This is a genomic window from Desulfuromonas soudanensis, assembly GCF_001278055.1.
Classification (GTDB): Bacteria; Desulfobacterota; Desulfuromonadia; order Desulfuromonadales; family WTL; genus Deferrimonas; species Deferrimonas soudanensis.
In genome coordinates, this window is sequence record NZ_CP010802.1 from 659623 (window position 1) to 685402 (window position 25780).

General features: G+C 61.7%; 19 protein-coding genes. 6 read left to right on the forward strand and 13 right to left on the reverse strand.

Going from position 1 to position 25780, the window contains the following annotated elements; all coding sequences use genetic code 11:
• Window position 1 precedes the first annotated feature (1 nt).
• The 3 genes from gspE to gspC are packed head-to-tail and all read right to left on the reverse strand — an operon-like array spanning window position 2 to window position 4808.
• Window positions 2–1693: a type II secretion system ATPase GspE gene (gene gspE / locus DSOUD_RS02825; RefSeq protein WP_053549576.1), complete on the reverse strand. Its 1692-nt coding sequence runs from the start codon at window positions 1691–1693 to the stop codon at window positions 2–4.
• A gap of 6 nt (window positions 1694–1699) precedes the next feature.
• Window positions 1700–3898, reverse strand: a complete 2199-nt coding sequence (gene gspD / locus DSOUD_RS02830; protein WP_157671708.1) for a type II secretion system secretin GspD — start codon at window positions 3896–3898, stop codon at window positions 1700–1702.
• A 13-nt stretch (window positions 3899–3911) separates the two neighbouring features.
• Complete coding sequence (gene gspC / locus DSOUD_RS02835; protein WP_053549578.1) at window positions 3912–4808, reverse strand: type II secretion system protein GspC; 897 nt, start codon at window positions 4806–4808, stop codon at window positions 3912–3914.
• Window positions 4809–5110: 302 nt separating this feature from the next.
• Here gspC and polA point away from each other — a divergent pair, with 302 nt between their 5' ends.
• From polA to DSOUD_RS02860, 5 genes are all read left to right on the forward strand, one after another.
• Entirely contained in the window at window positions 5111–7783 is a 2673-nt protein-coding gene (gene polA, locus DSOUD_RS02840) for a DNA polymerase I (protein ID WP_053549579.1), read from the forward strand.
• An 82-nt stretch (window positions 7784–7865) separates the two neighbouring features.
• Window positions 7866–8516, forward strand: coding sequence for a class II aldolase/adducin family protein (locus tag DSOUD_RS02845; RefSeq protein WP_053549580.1), 651 nt, complete (start codon window positions 7866–7868; stop codon window positions 8514–8516).
• Between the two features lie 9 nt (window positions 8517–8525).
• Window positions 8526–9434, forward strand: a complete 909-nt coding sequence (locus DSOUD_RS02850) for an acetyltransferase (protein WP_053549581.1) — start codon at window positions 8526–8528, stop codon at window positions 9432–9434.
• 75 nt (window positions 9435–9509) lie between these two features.
• Complete coding sequence (locus tag DSOUD_RS02855) at window positions 9510–10376, forward strand: NAD(P)-dependent oxidoreductase (RefSeq protein ID WP_053549582.1); 867 nt, start codon at window positions 9510–9512, stop codon at window positions 10374–10376.
• A gap of 108 nt (window positions 10377–10484) precedes the next feature.
• Window positions 10485–11270, forward strand: a complete 786-nt coding sequence (locus DSOUD_RS02860) for a porin family protein (protein ID WP_157671710.1) — start codon at window positions 10485–10487, stop codon at window positions 11268–11270.
• 202 nt (window positions 11271–11472) lie between these two features.
• Here DSOUD_RS02860 and DSOUD_RS02865 read toward each other — a convergent pair whose 3' ends face one another.
• The 9 genes from DSOUD_RS02865 to gatC all read right to left on the reverse strand — a co-directional run bounded on the left by DSOUD_RS02865 (window position 11473) and on the right by gatC (window position 24440).
• The gene (locus DSOUD_RS02865; protein WP_157671712.1) at window positions 11473–12543 is read right to left on the reverse strand and encodes a pentapeptide repeat-containing protein; all 1071 of its coding nucleotides are present in this window, start codon (window positions 12541–12543) and stop codon (window positions 11473–11475) included.
• 74 nt (window positions 12544–12617) lie between these two features.
• The gene (locus tag DSOUD_RS02870; RefSeq protein WP_053549585.1) at window positions 12618–15374 is read right to left on the reverse strand and encodes a metallophosphoesterase; all 2757 of its coding nucleotides are present in this window, start codon (window positions 15372–15374) and stop codon (window positions 12618–12620) included.
• A 584-nt stretch (window positions 15375–15958) separates the two neighbouring features.
• On the reverse strand, window positions 15959–19171 hold the full coding sequence (glnE, locus tag DSOUD_RS02880; protein ID WP_053549587.1) for a bifunctional [glutamate--ammonia ligase]-adenylyl-L-tyrosine phosphorylase/[glutamate--ammonia-ligase] adenylyltransferase: 3213 nt from the start codon (window positions 19169–19171) through the stop codon (window positions 15959–15961).
• 3 nt (window positions 19172–19174) lie between these two features.
• The gene (gene mtnA / locus DSOUD_RS02885) at window positions 19175–20221 is read right to left on the reverse strand and encodes an S-methyl-5-thioribose-1-phosphate isomerase (protein WP_053549588.1); all 1047 of its coding nucleotides are present in this window, start codon (window positions 20219–20221) and stop codon (window positions 19175–19177) included.
• Between the two features lie 80 nt (window positions 20222–20301).
• On the reverse strand, window positions 20302–20637 hold the full coding sequence (locus tag DSOUD_RS02890) for a nucleotidyltransferase family protein (RefSeq protein WP_053549589.1): 336 nt from the start codon (window positions 20635–20637) through the stop codon (window positions 20302–20304).
• Complete coding sequence (locus DSOUD_RS02895) at window positions 20619–21017, reverse strand: nucleotidyltransferase substrate binding protein (RefSeq protein ID WP_053549590.1); 399 nt, start codon at window positions 21015–21017, stop codon at window positions 20619–20621. Before DSOUD_RS02895 ends, DSOUD_RS02890 begins: the two co-directional genes overlap by 19 nt.
• Window positions 21018–21057: 40 nt before the next feature.
• Window positions 21058–22503 (reverse strand): Asp-tRNA(Asn)/Glu-tRNA(Gln) amidotransferase subunit GatB, encoded by a 1446-nt coding sequence (gatB, locus tag DSOUD_RS02900; RefSeq protein ID WP_053549591.1) that lies wholly within the window; start codon window positions 22501–22503, stop codon window positions 21058–21060.
• 140 nt (window positions 22504–22643) lie between these two features.
• The gene (gatA, locus tag DSOUD_RS02905; RefSeq protein WP_053549592.1) at window positions 22644–24101 is read right to left on the reverse strand and encodes an Asp-tRNA(Asn)/Glu-tRNA(Gln) amidotransferase subunit GatA; all 1458 of its coding nucleotides are present in this window, start codon (window positions 24099–24101) and stop codon (window positions 22644–22646) included.
• A gap of 51 nt (window positions 24102–24152) precedes the next feature.
• The gene (gatC, locus tag DSOUD_RS02910; RefSeq protein WP_053549593.1) at window positions 24153–24440 is read right to left on the reverse strand and encodes an Asp-tRNA(Asn)/Glu-tRNA(Gln) amidotransferase subunit GatC; all 288 of its coding nucleotides are present in this window, start codon (window positions 24438–24440) and stop codon (window positions 24153–24155) included.
• A 187-nt stretch (window positions 24441–24627) separates the two neighbouring features.
• On the opposite strand from gatC, the gene DSOUD_RS02915 reads away from it, so the two are divergent.
• Window positions 24628–25278 carry a YiaD family glycine zipper/OmpA-like lipoprotein gene (locus tag DSOUD_RS02915; RefSeq protein WP_053549594.1) on the forward strand — a complete coding sequence of 217 codons (651 nt, stop codon included), beginning with the start codon at window positions 24628–24630 and terminating at the stop codon, window positions 25276–25278.
• Between the two features lie 284 nt (window positions 25279–25562).
• On the opposite strand, the gene tatA is transcribed toward DSOUD_RS02915, so the two are convergent.
• Window positions 25563–25757: a twin-arginine translocase TatA/TatE family subunit gene (tatA, locus tag DSOUD_RS02920; RefSeq protein ID WP_053549595.1), complete on the reverse strand. Its 195-nt coding sequence runs from the start codon at window positions 25755–25757 to the stop codon at window positions 25563–25565.
• Window positions 25758–25780 lie beyond the last annotated feature (23 nt).

The window sequence follows — 25780 nt, forward strand, 5'->3', positions numbered from 1 at the left end:
GCTAGACCTCCTCCTGGGTGACGCGCACAACCTCTTCGATGGTCGTTTCGCCGCGCAGGGCCATGGATATCCCGGAGTCGCGCAGGGTCTTCATCCCCCGGGCGACGGCGGCGTTGCGGATGGTCATCGAGTCGCGGTTCTGCAGGAGGAGGTCGCGGATCTTCTCGTCCACCGGGAGGATTTCATAGATCCCGCCGCGGCCGCGGTAGCCGATATCCATGCAGCGCGGGCACCCCGCGCCGCGGTAGAAAGTGGCGCCTTCGGGGACGACGCTGGTCAGCCCCATCTCCTCGAGGAGCTCGGGGGTCGGAGTGTAGGACTCCCGGCAGTCGGGGCAGATCTTGCGCACCAGGCGCTGGGCGAGGATGCCGACGATGGAGGAGGCGGCGAGAAACGGCTCGATCCCCATCTCCACCAGGCGCGTCAGGGCCCCGGCGGCATCGTTGGTGTGCAGGGTCGAGAAGACCATGTGGCCGGTGAGGGCCGACTGCACGGCGATCTCCGCCGTCTCGCGGTCGCGGATCTCCCCGACCATGATGATGTCCGGGTCCTGGCGGAGGATGGAGCGCAGGCCGTTGGCGAAGGTCAGGTCGATCTTGGTGTTGACCTGGATCTGGCCGACGCCGGCGAGCTGGTATTCGATCGGGTCCTCGACGGTGATGATGTTTTTTTCGCGGCTGTTGAGCCGGGAGAGGGCGGCGTAGAGCGTCGTGGTCTTCCCCGAACCGGTGGGGCCGGTGACGAGAAAGATGCCGTGGCTCTTGGTGATCATGGCATTGACCTGGCGCAGGAGGTCGTCGGCCATGCCGATCTCTTCGAGCGTCAGAACGTTGGACGCCTTGTCGAGGAGGCGCAGCACCACCCGCTCGCCGAAGGCCGTCGGCAGGGTGGAAACGCGGACATCCACGTCCTTGCCGGCGATGCGCACCCGGAAGCGGCCGTCCTGGGGGAGGCGTTTTTCGGCGATGTTGAGGTTGGCCATGATCTTGATGCGCGAGATGATGCTCGCCATCGCCTTCGGCGGCGGGCGCAGCACTTCGTAAAGGATGCCGTCGATGCGGTAGCGGACGATGAGCACCGCCTCGAATGGCTCGATGTGGATGTCGCTGGCCCGCTCCTTGTACCCCTGGGTGATCAGGGAGTTGACGAAACGGATCACCGGCGCCTCGTCGGAGGCGTCGAGGAGGTCGGCGGGCTCGAGGTTCTTCACCAGGTTGACGCCGCCGCCGATGTCCTCGACGAATTCCTGGGCCTCCCCGGCATGGTGCTCATAGCCGCGGTTGATGGCGCGCAGGATCTCTTCGGGGGTGGCGACGCAGATTTCCACCGGCTCGCCCGTCAGGGTCGCCAGGTCGTTGAGGGGGCGGCTGTCGAGGGGGTCGGCGACGGCCACCAGCAGCCGTCCTTCGTCGCGCTGCACCGGATAGATCCGGTATTCCTTGGCGAAGTTGATGGGGAAAAGATCGAGGAGCCCGGCGCCGCTTTCGGGGGGAATTGTCGCCATGTACGGCAGCCCCTGTTGACCCGCCAGGGCCTGGGCCAGCGTCTCGGCACTGATCGTCCTGGTTTCGAGGAGGATTTCGCCGAGGCGCAGAGCGCTGCCGGTTTGGGCGGCGAGCGCCTCGTCGATTTGCGCTGCGGTGACGCCATGATCCTTTTGCAGGATGGCGCCGAGAGGTTGCCAGCGGTCCATGACGGCTCAGTCCCCCTTTGTGGCCGGGGCGTCGTTCGTCTCCGCCTCGGGCACCTCGGGGTAAAGATCATCGGGGAGGGCCGGTTCTTCCCCGGGGTAAAGATCGGCGGGGAGGGCCGGCTCCTCCTCGGGGATGAAGAGGACGGGGACGGGCGGATCGAGAGGCGCCGGATAAGCCTGAATCCGTTCCGGCGGCAGGGCCGGGAGGATCCCCTCCTGGAAGTCGTCCATCGACCGGCGGCTCGACTGGGTCACCTTCTCGAGATCGTCGGCATTCTTGACGATCTTCGGGGTGATGAAGATGAGGAGGTTGGTCTTGGTGTTGGAGTTGGTTTTCCGTTTAAAGAGCCAGCCGAGGCCGGGGATGTCGCCGAGGAAGGGAACCTTGGAGATGGTCACCTGCTCGTTGTTGCGGATCAGCCCGCCGAGGACCACGGTCCGGCCGTCTTCGGCGAGGATGGTGTTGCGCAGCAGGCGCTTGGTGAAGGTCGGGCCGACCTCGTTGACGTTGCCGGCGAGGCTCGTTTCGGCGATGTCGGTGATTTCCTGAAAAATATTGAGGCGCACCTGGTTCCCCTCGGTGATCTGCGGGGTGAAGCGCAACGTCAGGGCGACGTCCTTGCGCTCGACGGTGACGCTCTGGGCCAGGCCGGTGCTGCCGCCGGTATCGGTGAGGCGGCTGGTGATGATCGGCACGTTGGAGCCGATGATGATCTCCGCCTCTTCGTTGTCCGAGGTCAAAAGGCGCGGCGCCGAGAGGATGTTGATGTCGCTGTCCTTCTTCGACAGGTTGATCAGGGCCGAGATCGCCGGCACCGCGACCTGGGTGCCGTCCGGGGCGGTGACATTGATCATGTTGAAGAGGCCGCCGGCCAGAACCCCCTCGATGCTCTGGGTGAGGAGGCTCGGCACGCCGCTGGTGCCGGGGGTGAGGACGCCGAGGGCGGGAGACTGCTGGTTCATGCCGCCGTAGATCACCCCTTCGTCGCCGGTGGGGATGAAGCCGGCGAGGGAGGCGCCGAGGTCGCGGGTGGCGTCCATGGAGATCTCGAGGATCAGGGCTTCGACGAAGACCTGCTTGCGCTTGATGTCGAGCTGGCTGACGATCCCCTTGAAGATGTCGTAGTCTTCGGGGGTCGAATTGATGATCAGGGAGTTGGTCGGCTTGTCGGCGGTGATGCTCACCGGGGCGGTGGTGAGGGTGGCCGCCTGTCCCGCCGGGGGGGCGGCACGGCCGGTGGTGATCGGGGCCTTGACCCCGGAGAGGATTTCGTTGAGCGTCTTGGCCAGGGTCTCGGCGTCGGCGTTTTCCAGATAGTAGACGTTGATGTGCGAGCGTTCCTGGGTCGGCCTCTGGTCGAGCTGGGCGATGACGGTCCTGATGATGGTCAGATCCTCGGGCGTCGCCATCACCACCAGGGTGTTGGTGCGGACGTAGGGGAGGATCTTGCTGACTTCCTTCCCCCCGGCGGTCTGGACGTTGGCGGCGGCCCGGCCCCGGCGGGGGCTGGCGGCGGCCTGGGTGAGGATCTGGTTGAGGATTGCCGCCACCTCGTCGGCCCCGGCGTACTTGAGGGGGAAGACCTCGATGAGGTCGAGGGAGCTGGGGACGTCGAGCTCGGTGATGATTTTCATCAGGCGCTCGATGTTGGCGCCGTTATCGGTAATGATCAGGGTGTTGGAGGGGGGATAGGCGACGATGTTGCTGGTCTTGGGGATCAGCGGGGCCAGGACGGTGGTCGCCATGAGGGTGGCGTCGATGTTCTGCAGCGGGACGAGGCGGGTGACGAACTGCTCTCCGGTGGGGCCGCGGCGCTCCCCGGTCACCGTCGGCAGGTTGCTCTCCTTGGCATCGCGGATGGCGACGATTTTGTTGACCTTGCCGGAAGGGACGACGGTGTACCCCTTGACGCTGAGGACGGTGAGAAAGAGCTGGTAGGCCTCGTCGAGGGACATGGTCTTCGGGGAGATGATGGTGACCTTCCCCTTGACCGAGTCGTCATAGAGAAAGTTCTTGCCGGTCAGCTCGCTGACGGTCTGGATCAGGTCGGCCAGTTCGATCCCCTTGAAATCGAGGGTGATCCCCTCCGGCGCCGCCGCCGGTTTGGCCGTGGCAGGTGCAGGCTGGGCCATCGCTCCGATGGCCGAAGCGGCGGTGAACAGGGCGAAAAATAGACAGATCAGAGACGTTTTTTTGATCGACACCTGGAGCATCCTCCTAGTTGACTTCATATTCGTAGTTCATCCGGGTTCCCCCGCGGGTGAGGCCGATGGTGATATTGTTGGCCTCCCGCAGTTGCTGGAATATCTGCAGCGCCTTTTCCGGGCCGTCGAGAGTCACGCCGTTGACCTCGTTGACAACGTCCCCGAGCTGGATGCCGAGGTTGGCCAGAAGGGAACGGGGCTGGATCATGCGCACCACGAACCCCTCCGTGCGGCCGTCGACGATGTTCGGTTCCATGCGCGCCTGTTTCAGGAGCTCGTTGAGATTCCCCCGCGCCTTGTCGATCTCCTGCCGGGAGATCTGAAAACGGTTTTCGCCGACGGAGCGGATGCCGACGGTCGTGGCGCCCTCGGAGCGGGTCACCGTCGGACCCGGTCCCGGTGCAGATGCGTCAGACTCCCCTTCGTAGAGGGGGAGGTCGCTGGTGGTGCCGTCGGGATTTTCGAGGCGCACCAGGTTGCGGAGGATTTCCTTGACCTTTGCTCCGCCGGGGAGCGGGTCGCCGAGGTGAAAGATCTGGATTTCCTTGTTGACCCGGATCAGGGCCAGGGAGTTTTCGCTTGCCGTCACCGTGCCGAAGAGAAGGAGATCGGCCGGCGGCGCGCTTGTACCGGCCGTCTCGGTCTCTTCGGCCATGGCACCTTCGGTCGCCGGGAGCTGGAGGCCGGGGGAGGTGGAGTCGAAGATGTTGCGTTGCAAAATGGCGCTGTACTCCCCGAGAGCCGCCCGGGGAGCCGCCCGGGTTTCCGGACGCGGAGCCTGCAGCTGCTGCGGCGGGGGGCGCAGATAGACCCCGAGGACGGTTGCCCCCAGGTGGCCGGCGGCGATCCCGACGAGACCGATGAGCAGGAGGTGAAAGAGGGTCAGATGTTTCTGGATCAGCGACAGCATGGAGGACTCGTGCGGAAACCCGGCAAGGCCGGTAAATAAGGGAAAAGATGGAACAAAGGATAGGGTCAAACCGGTCAAATTGCAAGGGGCAAAAGGGTTTTAGCCGCCAGGGGGAGCTGCAATTGTCCTTTCCCTCCCCCCGATCCCGCCGGGAAAGGACTTCCTTCCGATGGGGAAATTGCCCATCCCCGCCCCTTGCGGCGGCACCAGGGGGAAAAGGAGTTTTCTTGCCTTGGTATTTGCCCCGTCCTGTGGAATAATTTCACCGACCTTTCAACCTCCCGGACAAAAAAAGCGAGACCATGACTGAAACCCGACAGCGACTCTATCTCATCGACGGCTCCTCCTATATCTACCGGGCCTATTTCGCCATCCGCCACCTCTCCAACTCCAGGGGGTTTGCCACCAATGCGGTCTACGGTTTCGTCAACATGCTCCTGAAGGTGGTGCGTGAAGAGCGCCCCGATCATCTGGCGGTGATCTTCGACGCCAGAGGGCCGACCTTCCGCAAGGAGATCTATCCCGAATACAAGGCCAACCGGCTGAAGATGCCCGAGGATCTGGTGCCGCAGATCCCGGTGATCAAGGATTTAGTGCGGGCCTTCAACATGCCGGCCATCGAAGAGGAAGGGTTCGAAGCCGACGACATCATCGCCACCCTGGCCAAAAAATACGCGGCCGAGGGGGTGGACGTCACCATCGTCACCGGCGACAAGGACCTGATGCAGGTGGTCAGCGAGCACATCCGCCTCCTGGATACCATGAAGGACAAGTTCTCCGGTCTCCAGGAGGTCGCCGAACGCTTCGGCGGCGGTCCCGAGAAGGTGGTGGAGGTGCAGGCCCTGGCCGGAGACGCCTCGGACAACGTCCCCGGCGTCCCCGGGATCGGCGAGAAGACGGCCGTCAAGCTGATTAGCGAATTCGGCACCGTGGAAAATCTTCTCGAAAATCTCGACCGGGTCAAGGGGAAGCTGCAGGAGAAGCTGCGCGACTTCGGCCACCAGGCGCTGCTGTCGAAGAAGCTGGTGACGCTGGTCGACGACATGGACCTCGATCCCGACTTCGAGAGTTTCGCTCTCTCGGAACCCGACCGCGCGGCGCTGACGAAGATTTTCAAGGAGATGGAATTTCACCGGCTGATTCAGGAATTTTCCAGCGACGAGAGGGCCAGCGGCGAGGAGTACCACGGGGTCCTCGACGAAGAGACCTTCTGCGCCCTCCTCGAAGAGCTGCGCCAGGCCCGCCGTTTCGCCTTCGACACCGAGACGACCAGCCTCGATCCGACCCGCGCCGACCTGGTGGGGATCTCCTTTGCCGTCACGCCCGGCAAGGCCTGGTACATTCCCCTGGCCCACCGCTATCTCGGGGTTCCGGAGCAGCTCGACCCGGCGATGGTCCTCGGGCGTCTGCGGCCGCTGCTCGAAGACCCCGCCCTCCCCAAGATCGCCCAGAACGCCAAGTACGACCTGCAGGTGCTGCGTCGGGCTGGGATCCTTGTCGCCGGCCTCGCCTTCGACACCATGGTCGCCTCCTATCTCGCTCAGCCCGCCGCCAAGAGCCACGGCATGGACAATCTCGCCGCCGATCTCCTCGGCTACAAGACGATCAGCTTCAAGGAGGTCGCCGGCAGCGGCAAGAAGCAGATCGGCTTCGAGGAGGTGGAGGTCGAGAAGGCCATCGTCTACGCCGCCGAGGATGCCGACATCACCCTGCGCCTGGCGGAGAAGCTCGAGCCGATGCTGGCCGAGACCGGTCAGGAAAAGCTCTTCCACGAGGTGGAGATGCCGCTGATGGAGATTCTCGCCGACATGGAATGGGCCGGGGTGCGCATCGACCCCGAATTCCTCGGCGCCCTCTCCGGGGAGCTGCAGGGGAAGCTCGTCCATCTCGAAAAAGAGATTTTCGAGCTGGCCGGCGGCCCCTTCAATATCGGCTCCCCCAAGCAGCTCGGCGAGGTCCTCTTCGAGCGCCTCCACCTCGCCCGGGGCCGAAAGACGAAGACCGGCTGGTCGACGGACGTCGACGTCCTCACGGCGCTGGCCGCGGAGCAGCCGATTGCCGCCCGGATCCTCGATTACCGCTCCCTCTCCAAGCTCAAGAGCACCTACACCGACTCCCTCCCGAAGCTGATTCACCCCGGGACCGGGCGCATCCACACCTCCTTCAACCAGACGGTGACGGCCACGGGGCGCCTCTCCTCCAGCGATCCGAACCTGCAGAACATCCCGATCCGCACCGAGGAGGGGGGGCGGATCCGCGAGGCCTTCCTCCCCGCCGAAGGGAATCTCCTCCTCTCGGCGGACTATTCCCAGATCGAACTGCGGGTCCTGGCGCACATGGCCGACGAGACGGTCCTCAAGGAGAGTTTCGCCAAGGGAGAGGACATCCACAGCCGCACCGCCAGCGAGGTCTTCGGCGTCTTCCCCGAGATGGTCACGTCCGAGATGCGCCGCCAGGCCAAGACGATCAACTTCGGGGTCATCTACGGCATGGGGGCCTTCAGCCTCGGCAAGGATCTCGGCATCCCCACCCGCGAGGCCCAGACCTTCATCGACAATTATTTCGCCCGCTACCCCGGGATCAAGGGGTTCATGGAGAGCAAGAAGGAGGAGGCGCGCCAGAAGCAGTACGTCACCACCCTCCTCGGACGGCGCTGCGCGGTAGCGGAGATCAACAGCCAGAACGGCTCGATCCGCAGTTACGCCGAACGCAACGCCATCAACTATCCGATCCAGGGGTCGGCGGCGGACATCATCAAGGTCGCCATGGTCGCCATCCACCGGCGTCTGGCTGCAGAAGGGCTCGGCACCCGGATGGTCATTCAGGTCCACGACGAACTGGTCTTCGATGTCCCCGAGAAGGAGGTGGATCCGGTGACCGCCCTGGTCCGGGAGGAGATGGAAGGGGCCCTCTCCCTCTCCGTGCCGCTGCGGGTCGAGATCGGAGTCGGCAAAAACTGGCGGGAAGCGCACTAGAGCAGAGCAGAACGTGGAATACAGAATATAGAATATAGAATATGAAATGCAGAACATGAAATTAACCAGTCAGGATACCGGGATGGTTGAACGCGAAGGGGTCATAAAGTTTCAGCTGGAGTATGAGCCGGGTCCCCCTCTGGCCGTCGAAGAGCTGCGCGAGCTCAACGCCTGGCGGCGCATCCTCTTTTTGCTGCAGCTCATCGGCCAGGACCCCCATCGCTACGACGGGTTCGGATTCGGCAACCTCAGCCGGCGCCTCCCCCCCCTGGATGCTCCGGAAAAGCGCCGTCCCTTCGTGATCAGCGGCACCCAGACCGGCGCCCTGCCCGAGCTCGGTCCGGAGCACTATACGGTGGTGTCCGGCTGCGATTCCGGGCGCAATCGGGTGGAGGCTTCGGGGCCGGTCCGCCCCTCCTCCGAGGCGCTGACCCACGGCATCCTCTACGACCTCGACGGCGGGCTGCAGGTGGTGATGCATGTCCATTCGCCCCCTCTCTGGCGCCATGCCGGTGCCCTGGGGATCCCGATGACCGCCGCCGCCGTCCCCTACGGTACGCCGGAGATGGCCGCCGAGGTGCGGCGCCTCTTCGGCACCGCAGATTTTTCCGCCGGTCCGGTCTTCGCCATGGGCGGGCATGAGGACGGCGTCGTCGCCTTCGGCCACAGCGCCGAGGAAGCGGGGACGGCCCTGCTGCGTCAGCTGGCCCGGGCCCTGGCCCTGGATCGGTGAGGGGGAGACATGCGGAGCCTGCGCGGCCTGACGGCCCTTCTGCTGCATTTCGGAAATTCCCTGCTCTGGTGCCTCCCCCTCTATGCCCTCATCCCGGTCAAGTTTCTGGCTTTTCGCCCCGCCTGGCGGGCCCGGGTCGACAGGCTCCTTGCCGCGGCGGCCGGCGGCTGGGTCCGCGGAACCCTGTGGCTTACGCGCCGCCTCCGGTCCCTCGACCTCGAGCTTGAACCTCTCCCCGAACTGGCGCCGCAGGGGCGTTATCTCGTCGTCTGCAACCACCAGAGCTGGGTCGATATCATCGTCCTGATCCACCTTCTCCCCTGCAACATCCCCTTCCCCCGCTTCTTCACCAAGAAAGAGATGCTCTGGCTCCCCCTCCTCGGCATTGCCTTCTGGGCCCTCGATTTCCCCATCATGCACCGCTATTCCCGGGAATTTCTCGAACGCCATCCCCATTTGCGCGGCCGGGATCTGATCAACGCCCGCCGGGCCTGCGAGCGTTTCCGACGGCGCCCGGTGACCATCGTCAATTTTCTCGAAGGGACCCGCCTGACTCCGGAAAAGCATGCGCGTCAGGAATCCCCCTACCGGCACCTTCTCCGGCCCCGTTTCGGCGGGGTCGCCCTGGTCGTCAACGCCCTCGGCGAGAATCTCGATGCCATTCTCGATCTGACCGTCGTCTATCCCGCCGGAGTACCGAGCTTCTGGGATTTTCTCTGCGGGCACCGGCAACCGGTCCGGGCGACATCCCGCGTCCTGGGGATACCGTCCCACCTGCGGGGGGGCGATTACGGCGCCGACGGCGAGTATCGCCGGAACTTTCAGGGCTGGATCGAAGAGATCTGGGAAGAAAAAGACCGGAGTATCGACGGCCTGCTCGCCAAAGAGCATGCAGGGGGAGATTTCACCGGCCGATAAGCGCTTGTCATTCCCTGAGGGGCAAGATAGAATGAGGAAATTTTCAGGTATTCATATTCAGATGGGAGGCAGTCAATGATCAGGGAAATCGGTTTTGTCGGACTGGGGACGGTCGGCAAGCACATGGCATCCAATCTGCTCAAGGCGCACTATCGGCTGACGGTTTTCGACCGGCAGGCCACCGAGGTCAACGATCTGGTTCGGGCCGGCGCCACAGCTGCGGCAAACCCCATGGAAGCGGCCCGGGGGCGGGACATGGTGATCGTGATCCTCCCCGAGAAGGAGGAACTGGCCGCGGCTCTCGACGGGCCCCAGGGGATTCTCGAGGGGCTGAGCCCGGGGACGATTCTGGTCGACATGGGGACCCATTCCCTGGAGGCGACCCTGGAACTGGCCGAGGAAGCCGTGCGGCGCCGGGTCCTCTTCCTCGAGGCGCCGGTCTGGGGGACCAAGGAGCACGCCGCCAACGGCCTGCTGACCATCCTCTCCGGCGGCGATCCGGCGCTCCTGAGCCGCTGCCGGGAGGCTTTTTCCCACTTCGCCCTCAACATTATCCACATCGGCCCGATCGGCGATGCCACGCGGATGAAATTCGTCGTCAACCTGGTGCAGGCCGAGGTGATGGAGGCGCTGGCCGAGGGGCTGGTCCTCGGTGAAAAGCTCGGCTTCAAGGGGGAGAAGATCCTCGAGGTCCTCGAGTCCGGCGGCGTCTCTTCGCCGCTCTTCAATGCCAAGGGGCGCGCCATCTCCCGCGGCGATTTTTCCCGCAATCTCGCCCTCAAATACGTCTACGAGGGGCTGCTGCTCGCCAAGGAAGTGGAGAAGGGGGCCGGTCTCGATCTGCCGGGCGCCGAGGCGGTGCGCCGGGTCTACGCGCAGGCGATCGAGGACGGGCGGGGGGAGGAAGACTTCTCTGCGGTGGTCAAGGTTCTGCGCAAGTAGGGGGGGTGGATCACTCCCCGGGTTTTTGAAACAAGGAGGCGCCCGCCGGATGCGGGCGCCCTTTTATGTCCGTTGGGACGTCTTTTGAACATCAAGGAGGAGAGCTGCATGAAAAGGATATTTTCGGTTCTGATGCTGATGTTGATCGGGGGGGCTCCGGCCTTTGCGGCTCCGGCCCAGACAAGGCCTTCGACGCCGTCGCAACTCTCGGCTCTCACGCCGCTTCGCCTCGAACGGGCCTCGGTCCTCGACGCGGGGACCCTGGCTCTCAACGCCGGGCTGGCCGTCGAGTTCGACCGGGAGGTGGCCGGATTCGAGTATGACAATATCCGTCTGGCGCCTCTCGGAGTGCGGTTCGGGGTGGCCAGGGATCTGGAAGTCGGCGCCTCTCTGGCTTTTTCCGTCAACGACGCCAACGAGCCCTTTGCGCCGGACGAATCGGGCCTTGAGGGGTTGACCCTTTTCGGCAAGGTGGCCCTCAACGACTACGCCGCCCTGCAGGTCGGCCTCACGGCCCTGGGGGCCGACGATGTCGCGCCCTATCCCAACGACGGCCTTGACCTCTTCGTCAATCTCCCCCTGCAGCGCCGCATCGGAGCGGGTCTTCTTTACGGCGAGCTCGGCTATACGGTTCAGGGCGGGGATTTCGACACCAGCAACTACATCAACTACGGCCTCGGTTTCGGGCTCCCCCTGACCGACGGATTGGCCGTCAACATCGAGCTGGCCGGCGAAGAGGCGCATGTCGGGACGGGAAGCAACACTCTCGACCTGACCCTCGGGGTCAACCTGGTGCTGGCCGACCAGCTGCGCCTGGCTCCCTATATCGCCCTCGGCCTCTATGACGCCAGCCCCGATGTCGCCACCGGCGTGGCCGTGGAAATGCGCTTTTAAAGCGTCGACTTCCTGCAGGATTGTCTTTGAAAGGCCGTGATTCGGCCACCGCGTTTGGTTGAGGTCAGTTCAGAAAGGTCTTCTGAACCGAATAATCCCTCCAGGCATTTTGCCTGGAGGGATTATTTAATGGTGCACCCGTCGCCCTGAGCAAAGACCGATAAATCTGCAAATCTAACAAGGGGAAGGTTGTCGCAGATAATCAAAACTTCATATTCGAGCCGGTGGTGATCAGCTGCAGGTCCGGGCCGCGCTGAATCCGGGTCGGGCGAAAGTCTTTGACCTGGGCGTTGGTCAGGTCGATCTTGCCGTTGAGGGTGACGTTGTCCCAGAGGACGGTGTCGGCTTTGAAGTTTTTGCCGACAATTTCATCTATCGTCGAGTTAACGACCGAGAGCTCTTGAATTTCTCCCTCAAACAACCCTGATCTGTGCAGGGTCGAATTGGCGACCTCAACCTTCCCCATATGGCCTGTGGCAAACCGTGTCACATAGGCGTCTCGAATCACTGTTTTGGCAATGTTGGCCTCCTTAAAGGATGGACCATACAATTCCCCGCCGACGATCCTGACTAATTCGACATTGGCCCATCCCATACCGACGCCTTTCAACATCTCCACATCTTCAAAGCTGATGCTCTTGGCCGTTACGCTGTTGAATTTAATTCCACCCTCGCCCTGTTTCACTCGGCACAACGTCACTTCCGAGAAGTAGCTTTTCCCGAAATTTACCTCATCCAGTACACCCCCCTCGAATGATAACGGAAACAGGCCTGTCATACCCATCATGTTGACACCCGACAAATTGGTATTCTGAAATTTAATAGGAATCTTGCTGTCAGTAAATGATGACCGCATTTTGAATTCTGATGATATTATTAGAAGCTCAGTACCTTCAAGCTCATCAAATTCACTCTCTAGAGCTTTGCCATTAACAATCGTAACATTTATCATTTTACTTTGGAGAAATGTGGTGCTTATGAATTCACAATCTTCAAAGACAACATTTGTGAATTCAGCAGACCAGAATTTGCAGTTGATAAATTTACATTCCTTAAATCGCGCATTTTTGAACTTTGAATTTTCAGCAGAGATATTTTTAAAGTTATTATTTTCAAACATAGCTCCGTTAAAAACTGCCCCATCAAGATCGTAACCATCCGCTTCTACGTTTTTTAATTCAATAATATGGATTGAAGTATATTCGTTTAATTTATTCGTATCTGTAAAATAGACTTGCCAATTTTTTTGAAAATCGCTCTGGAAAATGTTCATTGCCTGAGTCACTCCTGTAATAACAAATATAATTAATATAAAAATGAATATATTTATCTTTGGTAAAACCATTGTTATTTTTCCCTTGTCTCCAGTTTATAAAAATATTCATCTGACCATATTTTTGAGCGCCATTTATGATCTGGTATTTCACCATTTTGTTTATGTCTTAATATTATCCATTGTCCAATATTTTGTTTATGAGTATTATTTTTTTTGTTAAAAGAGTGACCAATTTTTGTGCCGCTAGTAGGTCTTTGATTTTCGGAAAATCCATGATACCCACGTCCTATGAGATCATAAATACCAACTTGAATATTCCACGCAGATTTAAACGTATAATTCTTAAAACCAGGAAGGTGTGAAACCTCCGATCCTCTAAATATAATAGAGGCAAAAATAGCTCCGGAAGAATTACCATGAAATTCGACTTCTGACTTTAGGTCAGATGAAAAAGTCAAAAAAAGAGATTCGCCTCGCAATTTCATGGAGTTCATGTCAATCACTGTCGTAACTTCATCCCCCACTAGGCACAACGTAACATTCTCAACAAACTTCTCCATTTTGTCTTCAGGAAACCTCGGGTGGATCTTCTCCCAACAGATTTTCAGTTCGAACTCACTGTTGTCACCTGTAGATCTGAAGTACTCCCAAAACCCCCCATTCATAATATCGATATAGTCGCAGGCGACGGCGAAGCGGGGCCTGGCGGTGGCACAGCCGCTTTTGACGAGGGTGATTTTCTGTTCCCCGTTAAGGATGACCTTGCTCCCCGAGGGGTACTCCATCCCCTGCCCGCTCATTTCGCCGTGCAGGTTCTGCTTGGGAATGGGGCCGGCGCTGGCGGAAACGAGGGCCTTGGTCCGTCCCCGCCAGTGCGCCTGTTGAAGGTTTTCGTTTTCGGGATAATGCCCGAGGGTGGTCATGTATTTTCGGCCGATCAGGTTGTCGTCATAGTTCAGGCAGCGGTAGAGGCCGGCGCGATGGGAGTGGCCGCTGAGGGTATAGGTGAATTCATTTTGTGCCAGCCATTGGCCATAGAGGACGGGACGATTTGTCTTCACCGAGCCATGGTCGTAGCTGCTGTATTTCTCGAGAAAATCGTTGCAGTTGATTTCACCCACTTCGGTTAACGGCTTGTCCAGGTCATAGTTGATCTGGGTGAAATGACTGAAAAGAATGCGCATCGCATCGGGGTTCTTCTTGATGGATTCCCGGGCGACATGGGTCTCTTTCAGGGCAATCTGGGCATTGCCGGGACTCTCCGTTGCCCGGGGCAAGGTGCCGCCGTTGGAGAACGTCGTCAGGGACCAGTTGTTCCAAAAGTGTTCGCCGTCTCCCCAGGCGAGCCCGACCAGTTTCTGCTCGCCGTAGCTCACCACATAATCGGAAAGGGGTGTAAAAACGGTGGCGAACCAGTCGAAATTCTCTTTGGCAAAATTAAGACCTTTGAGCACCTTGTCGTAGCCCGGCCCGTAGAGCAGAATCGCCTCGTAAAAGGTCAGGTTGTGATCGAGGGGGATCCCGTCATTGGCCCTTTTCCCCAGAACCCGAGGCGAAATCCCGTACGGGTATTCATAGGCCTCATGATTTCCCGAGACGATGAAGACCGGTTTGTGGAAGGTGTTGTAGAAATGGATCAGCAGCGAATAGACGATGAGGCCGTCGATGCCGTAGGGATACTCGGCGGCGCGGTCATGGACTGCTTTTTTGCCGTCGAGATACATTGCCTCCCAGAGGTTGCCGGTCGTCTCGATCTTGCGGCTTCGCGGATCGAAGTTGTGGGTGTGGTCGTAGAGGTCGCCGGTCATTACCAGCAGGTCGACATCCTTGTCGTTTCCGAACTGGCCCAGCAGATTGTGAAAGTTGTCGCAGTTGTTATTCACCTTGTCGCCCAGGGGGGGCGAGATCGCATCCTCGACACCGGGGATGACCGTCGCTTTGCATCCCTTGTAGGCGTGCTGTTTTGACGAGACATGGATGTCGGAGAGATGGCCGAGGTTGAGAACCTTTTTCCCCGCCGGCGGCACGTAGATCGGGTGGCGGTTGATCAGGGGGATGGCGCTGTCCTCCTCGAAGACGACCCCCTCGACACCGACCTTGAAGGCATACCGGGGTGCGTCGGAAGGGGCGCCGTTCCCTTTGTTTTTGTATTTGTAAAAGGAGGTAAAAACGTAATTTCGCGTCAGGCGATCCTGGGTGTCGAGGACGTCCCGGCTGAGATCGCTGGCTGCAGGCCGGTCGTTGCGTCCGCTCCAGAAAGAGTCATACATCTGGCCGGGATGGATGTCTTTGAGGTTTTTCAGATCGACCTGATAGAGGGAGGTGAGCCCGGCCTCGGCGAGTTGTTTCCGGATGGCGGGGTGGGTGTTGGCAAAATGCCTGCCGTTTTTATCCTGCAACTCCGGCCCGAGCTCACCGAGACAGGTACAGCCGATGCCGGCAAAGGCCTTCTCCGGGGACGGATAGAGGAGGGTTTCCACCTTCCCCGGATCCTTCATCGCCCCGGTGGAGTCATCCCAGGGGATGACCGCGAGGCTCTGGGCGATGACCAGCTTGATGTTGTCGCCACCGACGGCTCCCCTTTTGTTTCCCCGGTCGCTGCCATTGGCGAAGGTGGCGGCAAAATTCCCGTTGGCGGCCAGAAAGAGGCTGAAACAGGCCGGGTCGTCGACCAGGAGAGGAGAGCCGAGGGACGGGTGGAGGATCACCGCCTCATAGGAGGGCTGGCGGACTTTGAAAATCTTTTTGCTCGCCGTACTCTCCGGCGCGGCGTGCAGCGCAATGGAGAGGGTCCGGGTCTCTTTGGGGGGTGTGGGGGGGTTTTTCATCAAACGTCTGCTTTCTCTTTGTCCATGACCATTTTGAGGGGGGGATACTCATGGTCAACTTCGTGCCCAAGGGCAATTGCGGGGAAGGTCGGAGGAAAGGTCGTCCCCGTAGAGGGTAAGGGGCGGGCTGGCCAAAGAGCCAAACGATAGAGCGGGGTAAACCCGGAGCCGAGCGGTGGGGAAAACAGAATGCCTCCCAAAAAAAGATAGAAGTTTTCCATTAAAATTTTTTGTTTATCGCTAAATTTTTCCGGATTGTCAAGTGGCGATTGGCAGACTGGAGCAGAAAGTCAGAGACGTTCAATGGGAAGGGTCTGGAATATCCTCTACTTCGTCCCCTGAAAATGCCTTTCGAAAGCCTCAAGACGACTTTTCCCCTCAGTAAATAACGAAGCCCCGCTCCCGGTGAAATACCGGGAACGGGGCTTTTAACTTCTGATAGGTTCCTCTGCGTTTAACAGGTTAGCCAAACGCATCGGCCTGAGAGCGGCGGTTTTTCTTTGTCCGCGAATCTGGCCAATCGGATGGGGTAAAGGAACGGTCGTCGTCCCGGCCGGAAGGGAAACCTCTGGCAGAACGGTCCGCTACGCCTCCGCGGGGGGTGTTCCGGCGCTCTCCGGGCCGAGGAAGCGGTCGAAGACGGCGCGGATCTTCTCCGTTGCCCGGCGGTAGTCCTCCATCAATACCTCGTCGGGGCGGCGCGGGCGGTCGGGATAGCCGAGGCGCTTGGCCAGCTTGACCAGGTAGCCGCGTTCGCCCGAGAGGTCGTTGATCGACTGGTCGTGCACCAGGCGCAGGCGGTTTTCCAGACGGCGGAGAAACTTGTATCCGACGACCAGTGCGGTGTGATCAGCCGGGGAGAGAAGGCCTTCCTCCTCCAGGGCCTGCAGGGTGTGCAGGGTGTTGGTCTGCCGCAGGGGCGGGCGGTCGCCGCCGTACTTGAGTTGCAGGAACTGGGCGAGAAATTCCACGTCGACCATGCCGCCGCGGCCGGTCTTGATGTTGAAGTGGTCGTCCCCTTCGCGGGCGATTTCCGTCTCCATCCGGGCCCGCAGGCGGAAAATCTCCTCGCGGAGATTGTCCGGGACGGGGCGCTCGTAGACGATTTTTTGCGTCAGGGTCTCGATGCGCCGGGCCAGCGCTTCGGGGCCGGTGACCACCCGCGCCTTGGTCAGGGCCTGGCGCTCCCAGGCCTGGGCCGAGGACTCGTGGTAGCGCTCGTAGGCCGACAGGGTCGTCACCAGCGGTCCCTGGTTCCCCGAGGGGCGCAACCGGGTGTCGATCTGATAGACGGTCCCCTCGCGGGTGACCAGGGTGAGGACCGAGATGATGCGCTGCGCCAGGCGCGAGAAGTATTCCTGATTGCTCTGCCCGCGGAAACGGCCGGAATCGGTCCCTTCGGCCGAACGGGTTTCGCCGTCCCCTTCGTAGATGAAGATGATGTCGAGGTCCGAATGGTAGTTGAGCTCCCTCCCCCCCAGCTTCCCCATGCCGACGATGGCGAAGGCGGCCTCGTGCTCCCGGCCTTCCTCATCCTTGCAGAAAGGGAGGCCGAAGCGCGGCAGAAGTTCCTCCCGGGCGATCTCCACCGCCGACTGCAGGCAGACGTCGGCCAGGCAGGAGAGCTGGGCCGTCCCCGCCCCCTGGGGGGTGTGACCGTGGATGTCGTTGAGGGCGATGCGCAGAAACTCCTCGTTGCGGAAGCGTCGCAGTACGTCGAGCTTTTCCTCGTAGTCGGCCGCCTCCGCCAGATAGGCGCGCAGTTCCCTTTCCAGCGTCTCTTTTTCCTTGTAAGCCACGGCATAGGAGCGGGAGACCAGGGCGTCGAGGATCTCGGGGTGCTGGATGAAGATCCTTGAGAGGAACTGGCTGGTGCCGAAGAGGGTGATGAGAAGTTTGATGATTTCGCGGTTTTCGGCGAGGAGGGCGTAGAAGGTTGCCCGGGCCCGCAGGACGCCGAGAAAACGCTCGAGGTTGCGCAGCGCCATGTCCGGCTCGGGGGAATCGACGACCTCCTGCAGGAGGAGGGGAGCGATGCGCTCCAGATGGCGCCGGGCCCGTTCGGTGAGCCGGGCGTGCGGGGGGCCGTCGCGCAGCACCAGTAGGCTCTCGAAGGCGCCGTCGGGATCCTTGAACCCCTTCTCTTCGAGGATGTCCTTGACCAGGTCCGAATTTGCCGCCGGGTCGAAAAGAAAGGAGATCTCCGGACGGACCTCTTCGCGGATCTCCTCCTCGGCGGTATAGAAGAGGTCGCGGTAGATCGCCTCGACCCTGTTCCGGTGGTTCTGCAGCGCCTGGTGAAAGGGGAGTGCCTCGGCGAACCCCGACCGTCGGGCCAGAGCCCGAACCTCGCCGGGGTGGGTGGGGAGGTTGTGGGTCTGGCGCTCCTGGACCACCTGGATGCGGTGTTCGACGGTGCGCAAGAAGATGTAGGCGTCGCGCAGCGTGCGGTGGTCCTCGGTCTTGATATGTCCCTCGGCAAGGAGGGCATCGAGGGCCTTCAGGGAGTTTTTCACCCGCAGCCGCGGGTTCTTGCCGGCGTAGATCAGCTGCAGCGCCTGGATGAAGAATTCGATTTCCCGGATCCCGCCGCGGCCGAGTTTGAGATTGAGCTCCCCCTCGCGGTCGCGGGTCAGGCTGCGGTCGATCTTCTGTTTCATCACCTTGATGTCCTCGACCATGGCGTAGTCGAGGAACTTGCGGTAGACGAAGGGTTCGAGGTTTTTGAGCAGTCTCTCCCCGAGGGGGATCGAGCCGGCGACGGGGCGGGCCTTGATCATCGCCGCCCGCTCCCAGCTCTGTCCCCAGCTTTCGTAGTAGACCTCGCCGCTGCGCAGGGAATTGGCCATGTCGCCGCTGTTCCCCTCGGGGCGCAGCCGTAAATCGACGCGAAAGACGAAGCCGTCTTCGGTGACCTGGCCGATGGCCTTGGTGATCAGCTCGCCGAGCTTGCAGTAGTACTGGTGGAGGTGGAGGGCGTTCTTTCGGCCCCGGACGGGGTCGGCGACACCTTCGGTCTCCCCCTTTTCCGAGGAGTAGAAGTAGATCAGATCGATGTCGGAGGAGAAGTTGAGTTCGCGGCCGCCGAATTTCCCCATGCCGAGGATGGTGAATTCCGGCTCGTCGCCGAGGGCGCCGTCGGCGGTGCGGAGGCGCGGTGTGCCGTACTCGGCGCGCAGCAGCGTTTCGCAGATCTCGAAGGCGCGCTGCAGGGTGGCGGCGGCCAGGGCCGAGAGCTCGGCGGTGACCTCGACCAGATCGGCCATCCGGCAGAGGTCGCGGCTGCCGATGCGGAGGATTTCCCGGGACTTGTAGAGACGCACCCCCTTCTGCAGTTCGGCAAAAGTGGAGCCGTCGGGGATCCTTCGGCGCAGCTCGTCGAGCATCACCCCTTCCGGTTTGGCTCGCTCGAATTCGCCGGCGGAAAAGAGGTCATGAAAGAAGGCGCTACGGCGGCAGAGGATCCCGGTGAGAAAGAGGGAGGCGCCGAGGACGGTGAGGAGGCGTTGTCGTTCCCCGGGGGTCCGGAGCACCGCCGCCAGTTCGTTCTCGGAGACGGTCGCCAGGAGGCGCTCCAGGCCGTTGAGGGCCTGGTCGGGATCGGCGGAAGACAGGGCGTCTTCGACGATCTCCGGGAGGAGCGCCGCCAGAGCCGGGCGCTCGGAGATGAGAAGGAGATTGTCCGCGGTTTTCCCTCCCTCGGCAAAGCCGAGTTCGGCCGCCAGGCGAAGGAGTCCCGGTTTGTCCTTGGCCCGGCAGACGTCGACCAGACGTGCGGCGGGAGTACCGCTGCTCATCGCTTATTCCTTTCCGGAAACCAGCCGGAGCAGTTCGGCCCGATAGTCGCCGCTGACCACCCCGCGCTCGGTGATGATGGCGGTAATTAGGCGGGCCGGGGTGACGTCGAAGGCCGGGTTGCGCACCGTCACTCCTTCGGGGGCCAGCTGCCTTTCGCCGCTGTGGGTCACCTCGCGGCGGTCGCGCTCCTCGATGGGGATGTGACTGCCGTCGGGGATCGCCAGATCGATGGTGGAGATCGGCGCGGCGACGTAGAAGGGGAGGCCGTGCTCCCGGGCGAGAATCGCCACCGTGTAGGTGCCGATCTTGTTGGCGGTGTCGCCGTTGGCGGCGATGCGGTCGGCGCCGACGATGACGCAGTCGATCTCCCCCTTGCTCATCAGGTGGCCGGCCATGTTGTCGCAGATCAGGGTCACGGGGATTCCGTCCTTCATGAGTTCCCAGGCGGTGAGGCGGGCCCCCTGCAGCCAGGGGCGGGTCTCATCGGCGAGGACGGCGACTTTCTTGCCGGCCTCCACGGCGGCGCGGATCACCCCGAGGGCCGTGCCGTAGCCGGCGGTGGCCAGGGCTCCGGCATTGCAGTGGGTGAGGACCCGGGCGCCGTCGGGGATCAGAGTCGCGCCGTTTTTTCCCAGGGTGCGGTTGAGGCGTTCGTCCTCGGCGGCAATCTCCATCGCCTCGCCGACGAGGCGCGCCTTGAGCCCCGAGGGGGAGAGGGCGCGGTGAGCCTTCGCGCAGCGCTTCATGCGGTCGAGAGCCCAGAAGAGGTTGACGGCCGTCGGCCGGGTCGCCGCGAGAAGGGCGCAGACCTTTTCGAACTCGGGCGCGAAGGCGTCGTAGTCGGCGGCGACGATCTCCCGGGCCCCGAAGGCGGCACCGAAGGCCGCCGCCACGCCGATGGCCGGGGCGCCGCGCACCACCATGGTCTTGATCGCCTCGGCGACGGCGCGGTAGTCGGTATATTCGAGCCAGACCTCCTCCACGGGGAGGAGGCGCTGGTCGATCATTTTCAGGACGTTGTTTTCATAGAGAATCGGTTTGATGGACATGGTTGACTCCGGCATGTGACGGGAAAACAGTGACGGGTGACGGGCTACGGATGACAGGTTGGCATTCGATGTCCCGGTGATCATTCGGTTGAATTGGTCGGTCGGGGATAAAAGAGGCGTCCTTCCGAAGTAATCTTTTCCTTCAGTCGGTTCTGCGTCAGTCGGTCCCAGTGCAATAAATCCACCTTGAAAACCAGAGGGAGTGCGTCGATCTCGTTCCAGAGTCGGGAAAACTCACTCTCCTTCATCGTCGGCGCGAGGACGGCGAGGTCGAAGTCGGATTCCGGTTTGTCGGTCCCCTTGGCCCGCGAACCGAAGATCAGGACCCGATCGACCTGAGGATAGCGGGAAAAAATCCGCTCGAATTCGTCATAGTGGCGCTCGGCCAGGCCGAAAATCAACCGTTTGTTTGCCATGTCCTGCTCTTTTCCGCCAGAAGCTGAAAGAGATGGAGCGCCTGGCCGACGATAAAAGCGTAGACATCCTCAGCCAGTTGCTCATGGTAGGTGTGGCTGGTGAGATTGCGCATCTTCTGCATGTCGCTCCAGAGATTGCCGTCCTCGATCAATCCCGCCTGCAACGCCTCCTGCAGCGTTTCGCGAGGGGTCCTGACGATCAGCCCCTCCGCCTCAAGCTGGAGTTTCAGCATCTTCCAGGCCAGCTCATGGGTGAACTCAAAGCGTTGAATCACCGAATTCCGGATGAACTCATTCTTGGGCTGCGCCACGGCTTTCTCGAGCTGCTTCAGGGCCTTGAGATAATCGTCGATCCGTTCTGCCAGGCTTTCTGCTTCCATGGGAGTTCCTGTCTGCGGTGAGAAGGGCGCAACGCTTTTTTTATTCCCCCGCCAGCTTCTTCTTCAGCAGCTCGTTGACGGCGGCGGGATTGGCCTTCCCTTTGCTGGCCTTCATGACCTGGCCAACGAAGAAGCCGAAGACCTTCTCCTTGCCGGCGCGGTACTCTTCGACCTGCCCGGAATTGGCGGCGATGATCTCGTCGATGATCGTCTCGATGGCTCCGCTGTCGGTCACCTGTTTGAGACCCTGCTCCTCGATGAGGACGTCGGCCTCCTTGCCGCTCTTCCACATGGCGTCGAAGACGGTCTTGGCGATCTTGCCGGAAATGGTGCCGTCGTCGATGCGCGAAAGCATCCCGGCGAGCATCGCCGGAGTCACCGGAGCGGCCGCAATGGCGATTCCGTCGGCGTTGAGGGCGCGGATCACCTCCCCCATGACCCAGTTGGAGCAGGCCTTGGCGTTGCCGTGGAGCCGGACGCAGGCGTCGTAGTAGTCTCCGAGTCCGCGCTCGGCGCTGAGAACCTCGGCGTCGTAGAGGGGGATGCCGTACTCCTGGACGAAGCGCGCGATGCGGGCCCCGGGGAGTTCGGGGAGGGCGGCGCGCACCTCGGCGATCCAGGCCTCGGAGACGACCACCGGAACCAGGTCGGGGTCGGGGAAGTAACGGTAGTCGTGGGCCTCCTCCTTGCCGCGCATGGAGCGGGAGACGCCGGTGGCGGCGTCGAAGAGGCGGGTCTCCTGCACAACCTTGCCGCCGTCCTCGAGGAGTTCGGCCTGGCGCTCGACCTCGTAGTCGATGGCCTGCTTGATGAAACGGAAGGAGTTGATGTTCTTGAGCTCGGCGCGGGTCCCCAGCTCCTTCTGTCCCCGGGGGCGGATGGAGACGTTGGCGTCGCAGCGGAAGGACCCCTCCTCGAGGTTGCCGTCGCAGATCCCGAGGTACATGACGATCTGGTGGAGCTTCTTCAGATAGGCGATCGCCTCGTCGGAAGAGCGCATGTCCGGCTCGGAGACGATTTCGAGAAGCGGCGTGCAGGCGCGGTTGAGGTCGACGAGGGAGGCGTTCTCCATCCCCTCGCCGTGGAGGAGTTTGCCGGCATCCTCTTCCATGTGAATGCGGGTGATGCCGATGCGTTTCGATTCCTCTCCCTCGACCTGGATGTCGAGCCAGCCGTGCTGGCAGATGGGGAGCTCGAACTGGCTGATCTGATACCCCTTGGGGAGGTCGGGATAGAAGTAATTCTTGCGGGCGAAGATGGAGCGCTCCGTGATGGCGCAGTTGGTCGCCAGGCCGGCGTGGATGGCGTATTCGACGACCTTGCGGTTGAGAACCGGCAGGGCGCCGGGCATCCCCAGGCAGACCGGGCAGGTCTGGGAGTTCGGGGGCGCGCCGAAGGCCGTGGAGCAGCCGCAGAAGATCTTGGTCGCGGTGGTGAGCTGGACATGAACCTCCAGGCCGATGACGACTTCGTATTTTGATGACATAAGAAAATCCTTTTCAACGCGGAGGCGCCGAGACGCTGAGAAAATCAGGGGACAAAAGGAATGATTGTATGTTTTTCCCGATCGAGTTTTGATTTTCTTCGCGTTTTCTGCGCCTTTGCGTCTCTGCGTTAAATATATCTTTAAAAATGGGGGCTTTCTTTGTGCCACTCCGTCGCCTGCTCAAAGGCCCAGGCCGCCCGCAGGATCGTCGCTTCGTCGAAGGGTTTGCCGATCAGCTGCAGGCCGATGGGGAGCCCTTCGGCGGTGAATCCGCAGGGGAGGGAGAGGGCGCAGGTTCCGGCGAGGTTGACGGGGATGGTGAAGATGTCCGAGAGGTACATCTGCAACGGGTCGGCCGTCTTCTCGCCGATGGGGAAAGCCGCCGTCGGCGCCACCGGGGTCAGGAGGAGATCGACCTGGGCGAAGGCGTCGAGGAAGTCCTGGCGGATCAGGGTCCGCACCTTCTGCGCCTTGAGGTAGTAGGCGTCGTAGTAGCCGGAAGAGAGGGCGTAGGTGCCGAGCATGATGCGGCGCTTGACCTCGGCGCCGAAGCCTTCAGCGCGGCTGCGGCTGTACAGGTCGGAAAGTCCCCTGGCGCTCTCGGTCCGCACGCCGTAGCGCACCCCGTCGTAGCGGGCGAGGTTGCTCGAGGCCTCGGCGGTGGCGACCAGGTAGTAGCAGGCCAGGGCGTAGTCGGTGTGGGGGAGGGAGACCTCGACAATCTCGGCGCCGAGATTCCGGCAGACGGCGATGGCGGTCTCGACGGCCTTTTTCACCTCCGGGTCGAGCCCTTCGATGAAGTATTCCTTCGGCAGGCCGATTTTGAGTCCGGCGATGCCGTCCTTCAGGGTGGCGCGGTAGTCGGGGACCGGGAGGTCGACGGAGGTCGAGTCGGCGCCGTCGAAACCGGCGACGGCCTGGAGCATGATGGCGCAGTCCTCCACGTCGCGGGTCAGGGGGCCGACCTGGTCGAGGGAGGAGGCGTAGGCGATGACTCCGTAGCGGGAGACCCGGCCGTAGGTCGGCTTGAGGCCGACGACGCCGCAGTGGGAGGCGGGCTGGCGGATCGAGCCGCCGGTGTCGGTGCCGAGGGTCGCCACCGCCTGGCCGGCGGCGACCGCCGCGGCGCTGCCGCCGGAGGAGCCGCCGGGAACGGTCCCCAGGTTCCAGGGATTCTTCACCGGCCCGTAGGCGCTGTTCTCGTTGGAGCTCCCCATGGCGAACTCATCCATGTTGAGCTTGCCGAGGATCACCGCCCCCCGTTCCTTGAGGCGGGCGACGGCGGTGCCGTCGTAGGGGGCGACAAAGTTGTCGAGAATCTTCGAGGCGCAGGTGGTGCGCACCCCCTCGGTGAGAAAGATGTCCTTGAGGGCGATGGGGATGCCGGTGAGGAGATCGGCGCGCCCTTCGGCGATGCGGGCGTCGGCGGCCGCCGCGGCCGCCAAAGCCTCTTCGGGGCAGAGGGTGATGTAGGCGTTGATCGCCCCGTCGGTCGCCTTGATCCGCTCAAGATGGGCCCGGGTCAGCTCGACGGAGGTCACCTCGCCGGCGCGCAGCCGGTCGTGCAGTTCGTGGATGGTCCGATCCGTAAAATTCATGGTGTCTCCAGAAAAAACGAATACCTGATCAATTCAAGGGCAGGAAGGCGGTCACTCGATAACCTTGGGAACCCGGAAGCAGCCGTCGGCGGCATCCGGCGCGTTTTGCAGGGCCGCTTCGATGCCGATGGACGGTTTCACCAGGTCATCGCGGAAGGCGTTCTCCATCGGCACGGCGTGGGCGGTGGGGACGATGCCTTCGGTGTCGAGTTCTTGAAGCTTTGCCACATAACCGAGGATGGCGTCCATTTCCCCGGTGAGGGCGTCGAATTCGCCGTCGTCGAGGGCCAGGCGCGCCAGGCGCGCCACATGCTCCACTTCGGGTCGGGTTATTTTCATTTCAGACTCTCCCTTTTTTGGTGTCAGCAATTTATAACTGTGCAAACTAGCATGGGATTGGAGTGAGATTCAAGTATTAAGGGGTGGCGAGGGCAGTTGTAATTATCTCTTTAGAGTGCTAATGTTTCTGCATATGGCCGGCAAGTTACGAGGATGCCGGTCCAAATTTTCCTAGGGAGAGATGAATATGAAAAGATTTCTTATGGCGGTCCTTTGCGTTTCGTTGATTCTTTCCGGGTGTGTCGCCCCGCAGAACAAGACCCAGAAAGGGGCCCTGATCGGCACCGGGGTCGGCGCGGCGGCGGGAGCCGGGCTCGGCCAGGCGATCGGCGGTGACACCAAGGCGACCCTCCTCGGTGCCGGAATCGGCGCCGTCGTCGGCGGACTCGCCGGCGGCACCATGGGTCGTTACATGGACAATCAGGAAGCGGCGATGCGCCAGCAGCTCGCCGGTGTCGAGGCGGCCAACATCCAGCGCAATGCTGATGTCCTTGCCGTCACCTTCAAGGCCGACATGCTCTTCGATTTCGACTCCTCCACCCTCAAGGCCGGTGCCTACGACGAGATCTCACGGGTCGCCCAGGTCCTGGTCCAGTACCCCCAGACCAATATCACCATTGCCGGTCACACCGACAGCAAGGGGACCGAGGCTTACAACCAGCAGCTCTCCGAGCGTCGCGCCCAGGTTGTGAAGAACGCCCTCGCCGGCCAGGGCGTCAATCCCGGTCGGTTGATCGCCGTCGGCTACGGCGAGAGCCGTCCGATCGCCAGCAACGACACCGAGTCGGGGCGCCAGCTCAATCGCCGGGTGGAGATCACCATCGTCCCCCAGCAGTAGATCTCTCTTTCGAACCCATAGCCAACGGCGGGATGGCCTCTTTAGTGCCATCCCGCCGTTTGTTTTTTCTGATCGCCCCCTTCGCTCCAATCCTCTTTTGACTTTTGCCACGGGTTTAAAAGGGATCTCGGAAGGGTCCCCGCTTTCCTCTCCGATTCTCTCCTTCTCCGCGCCTCCGCGTTGAAGTCTTTGTCCCGGTTGTTGTTCAGTCAATAGAAAGCGGCCCCGGAACACACAGTTCCGGGGCCGCTTTTTTCTTTTATCCTGAGGGGAGCAACGCCGGGTCAGGCGTCCTTCTTCTTGTCGTCGTCGAGTTTTTTGGCCTCTTCCGTGGCCTCATCGGCGTCCTTGACCCCTTCCTTGAAGTTGCGCAGCCCTTTGCCGAGGGCGCCGCCGATCTGGGGGAGCTTGCCGGCGCCGAAGATGATGAGTACCAGAACGAGGATGATGATCAGTTCCTGGGTGCCAAGTCCGAACATGCGCTTTTCTCCTGAATGGGGTT

What these genes read in the sequence shown, in the direction of transcription:
- gspE (WP_053549576.1), bottom strand. Translation starts at nt 1,693, where the DNA reads ATGGACCGCTGGCAACCTCTCGGCGCCATCCTGCAAAAGGATCATGGC.
- gspC (WP_053549578.1), bottom strand. Translation starts at nt 4,808, where the DNA reads ATGCTGTCGCTGATCCAGAAACATCTGACCCTCTTTCACCTCCTGCTC.
- polA (WP_053549579.1), top strand. Translation starts at nt 5,111, where the DNA reads ATGACTGAAACCCGACAGCGACTCTATCTCATCGACGGCTCCTCCTAT.
- DSOUD_RS02845 (WP_053549580.1), top strand. Translation starts at nt 7,866, where the DNA reads ATGGTTGAACGCGAAGGGGTCATAAAGTTTCAGCTGGAGTATGAGCCG.
- DSOUD_RS02850 (WP_053549581.1), top strand. Translation starts at nt 8,526, where the DNA reads ATGCGGAGCCTGCGCGGCCTGACGGCCCTTCTGCTGCATTTCGGAAAT.
- DSOUD_RS02855 (WP_053549582.1), top strand. Translation starts at nt 9,510, where the DNA reads ATGATCAGGGAAATCGGTTTTGTCGGACTGGGGACGGTCGGCAAGCAC.
- DSOUD_RS02860 (WP_157671710.1), top strand. Translation starts at nt 10,485, where the DNA reads ATGAAAAGGATATTTTCGGTTCTGATGCTGATGTTGATCGGGGGGGCT.
- DSOUD_RS02865 (WP_157671712.1), bottom strand. Translation starts at nt 12,543, where the DNA reads ATGAACATTTTCCAGAGCGATTTTCAAAAAAATTGGCAAGTCTATTTT.
- DSOUD_RS02870 (WP_053549585.1), bottom strand. Translation starts at nt 15,374, where the DNA reads ATGAAAAACCCCCCCACACCCCCCAAAGAGACCCGGACCCTCTCCATT.
- glnE (WP_053549587.1), bottom strand. Translation starts at nt 19,171, where the DNA reads ATGAGCAGCGGTACTCCCGCCGCACGTCTGGTCGACGTCTGCCGGGCC.
- mtnA (WP_053549588.1), bottom strand. Translation starts at nt 20,221, where the DNA reads ATGTCCATCAAACCGATTCTCTATGAAAACAACGTCCTGAAAATGATC.
- DSOUD_RS02890 (WP_053549589.1), bottom strand. Translation starts at nt 20,637, where the DNA reads ATGGCAAACAAACGGTTGATTTTCGGCCTGGCCGAGCGCCACTATGAC.
- DSOUD_RS02895 (WP_053549590.1), bottom strand. Translation starts at nt 21,017, where the DNA reads ATGGAAGCAGAAAGCCTGGCAGAACGGATCGACGATTATCTCAAGGCC.
- gatB (WP_053549591.1), bottom strand. Translation starts at nt 22,503, where the DNA reads ATGTCATCAAAATACGAAGTCGTCATCGGCCTGGAGGTTCATGTCCAG.
- gatA (WP_053549592.1), bottom strand. Translation starts at nt 24,101, where the DNA reads ATGAATTTTACGGATCGGACCATCCACGAACTGCACGACCGGCTGCGC.
- gatC (WP_053549593.1), bottom strand. Translation starts at nt 24,440, where the DNA reads ATGAAAATAACCCGACCCGAAGTGGAGCATGTGGCGCGCCTGGCGCGC.
- DSOUD_RS02915 (WP_053549594.1), top strand. Translation starts at nt 24,628, where the DNA reads ATGAAAAGATTTCTTATGGCGGTCCTTTGCGTTTCGTTGATTCTTTCC.
- tatA (WP_053549595.1), bottom strand. Translation starts at nt 25,757, where the DNA reads ATGTTCGGACTTGGCACCCAGGAACTGATCATCATCCTCGTTCTGGTA.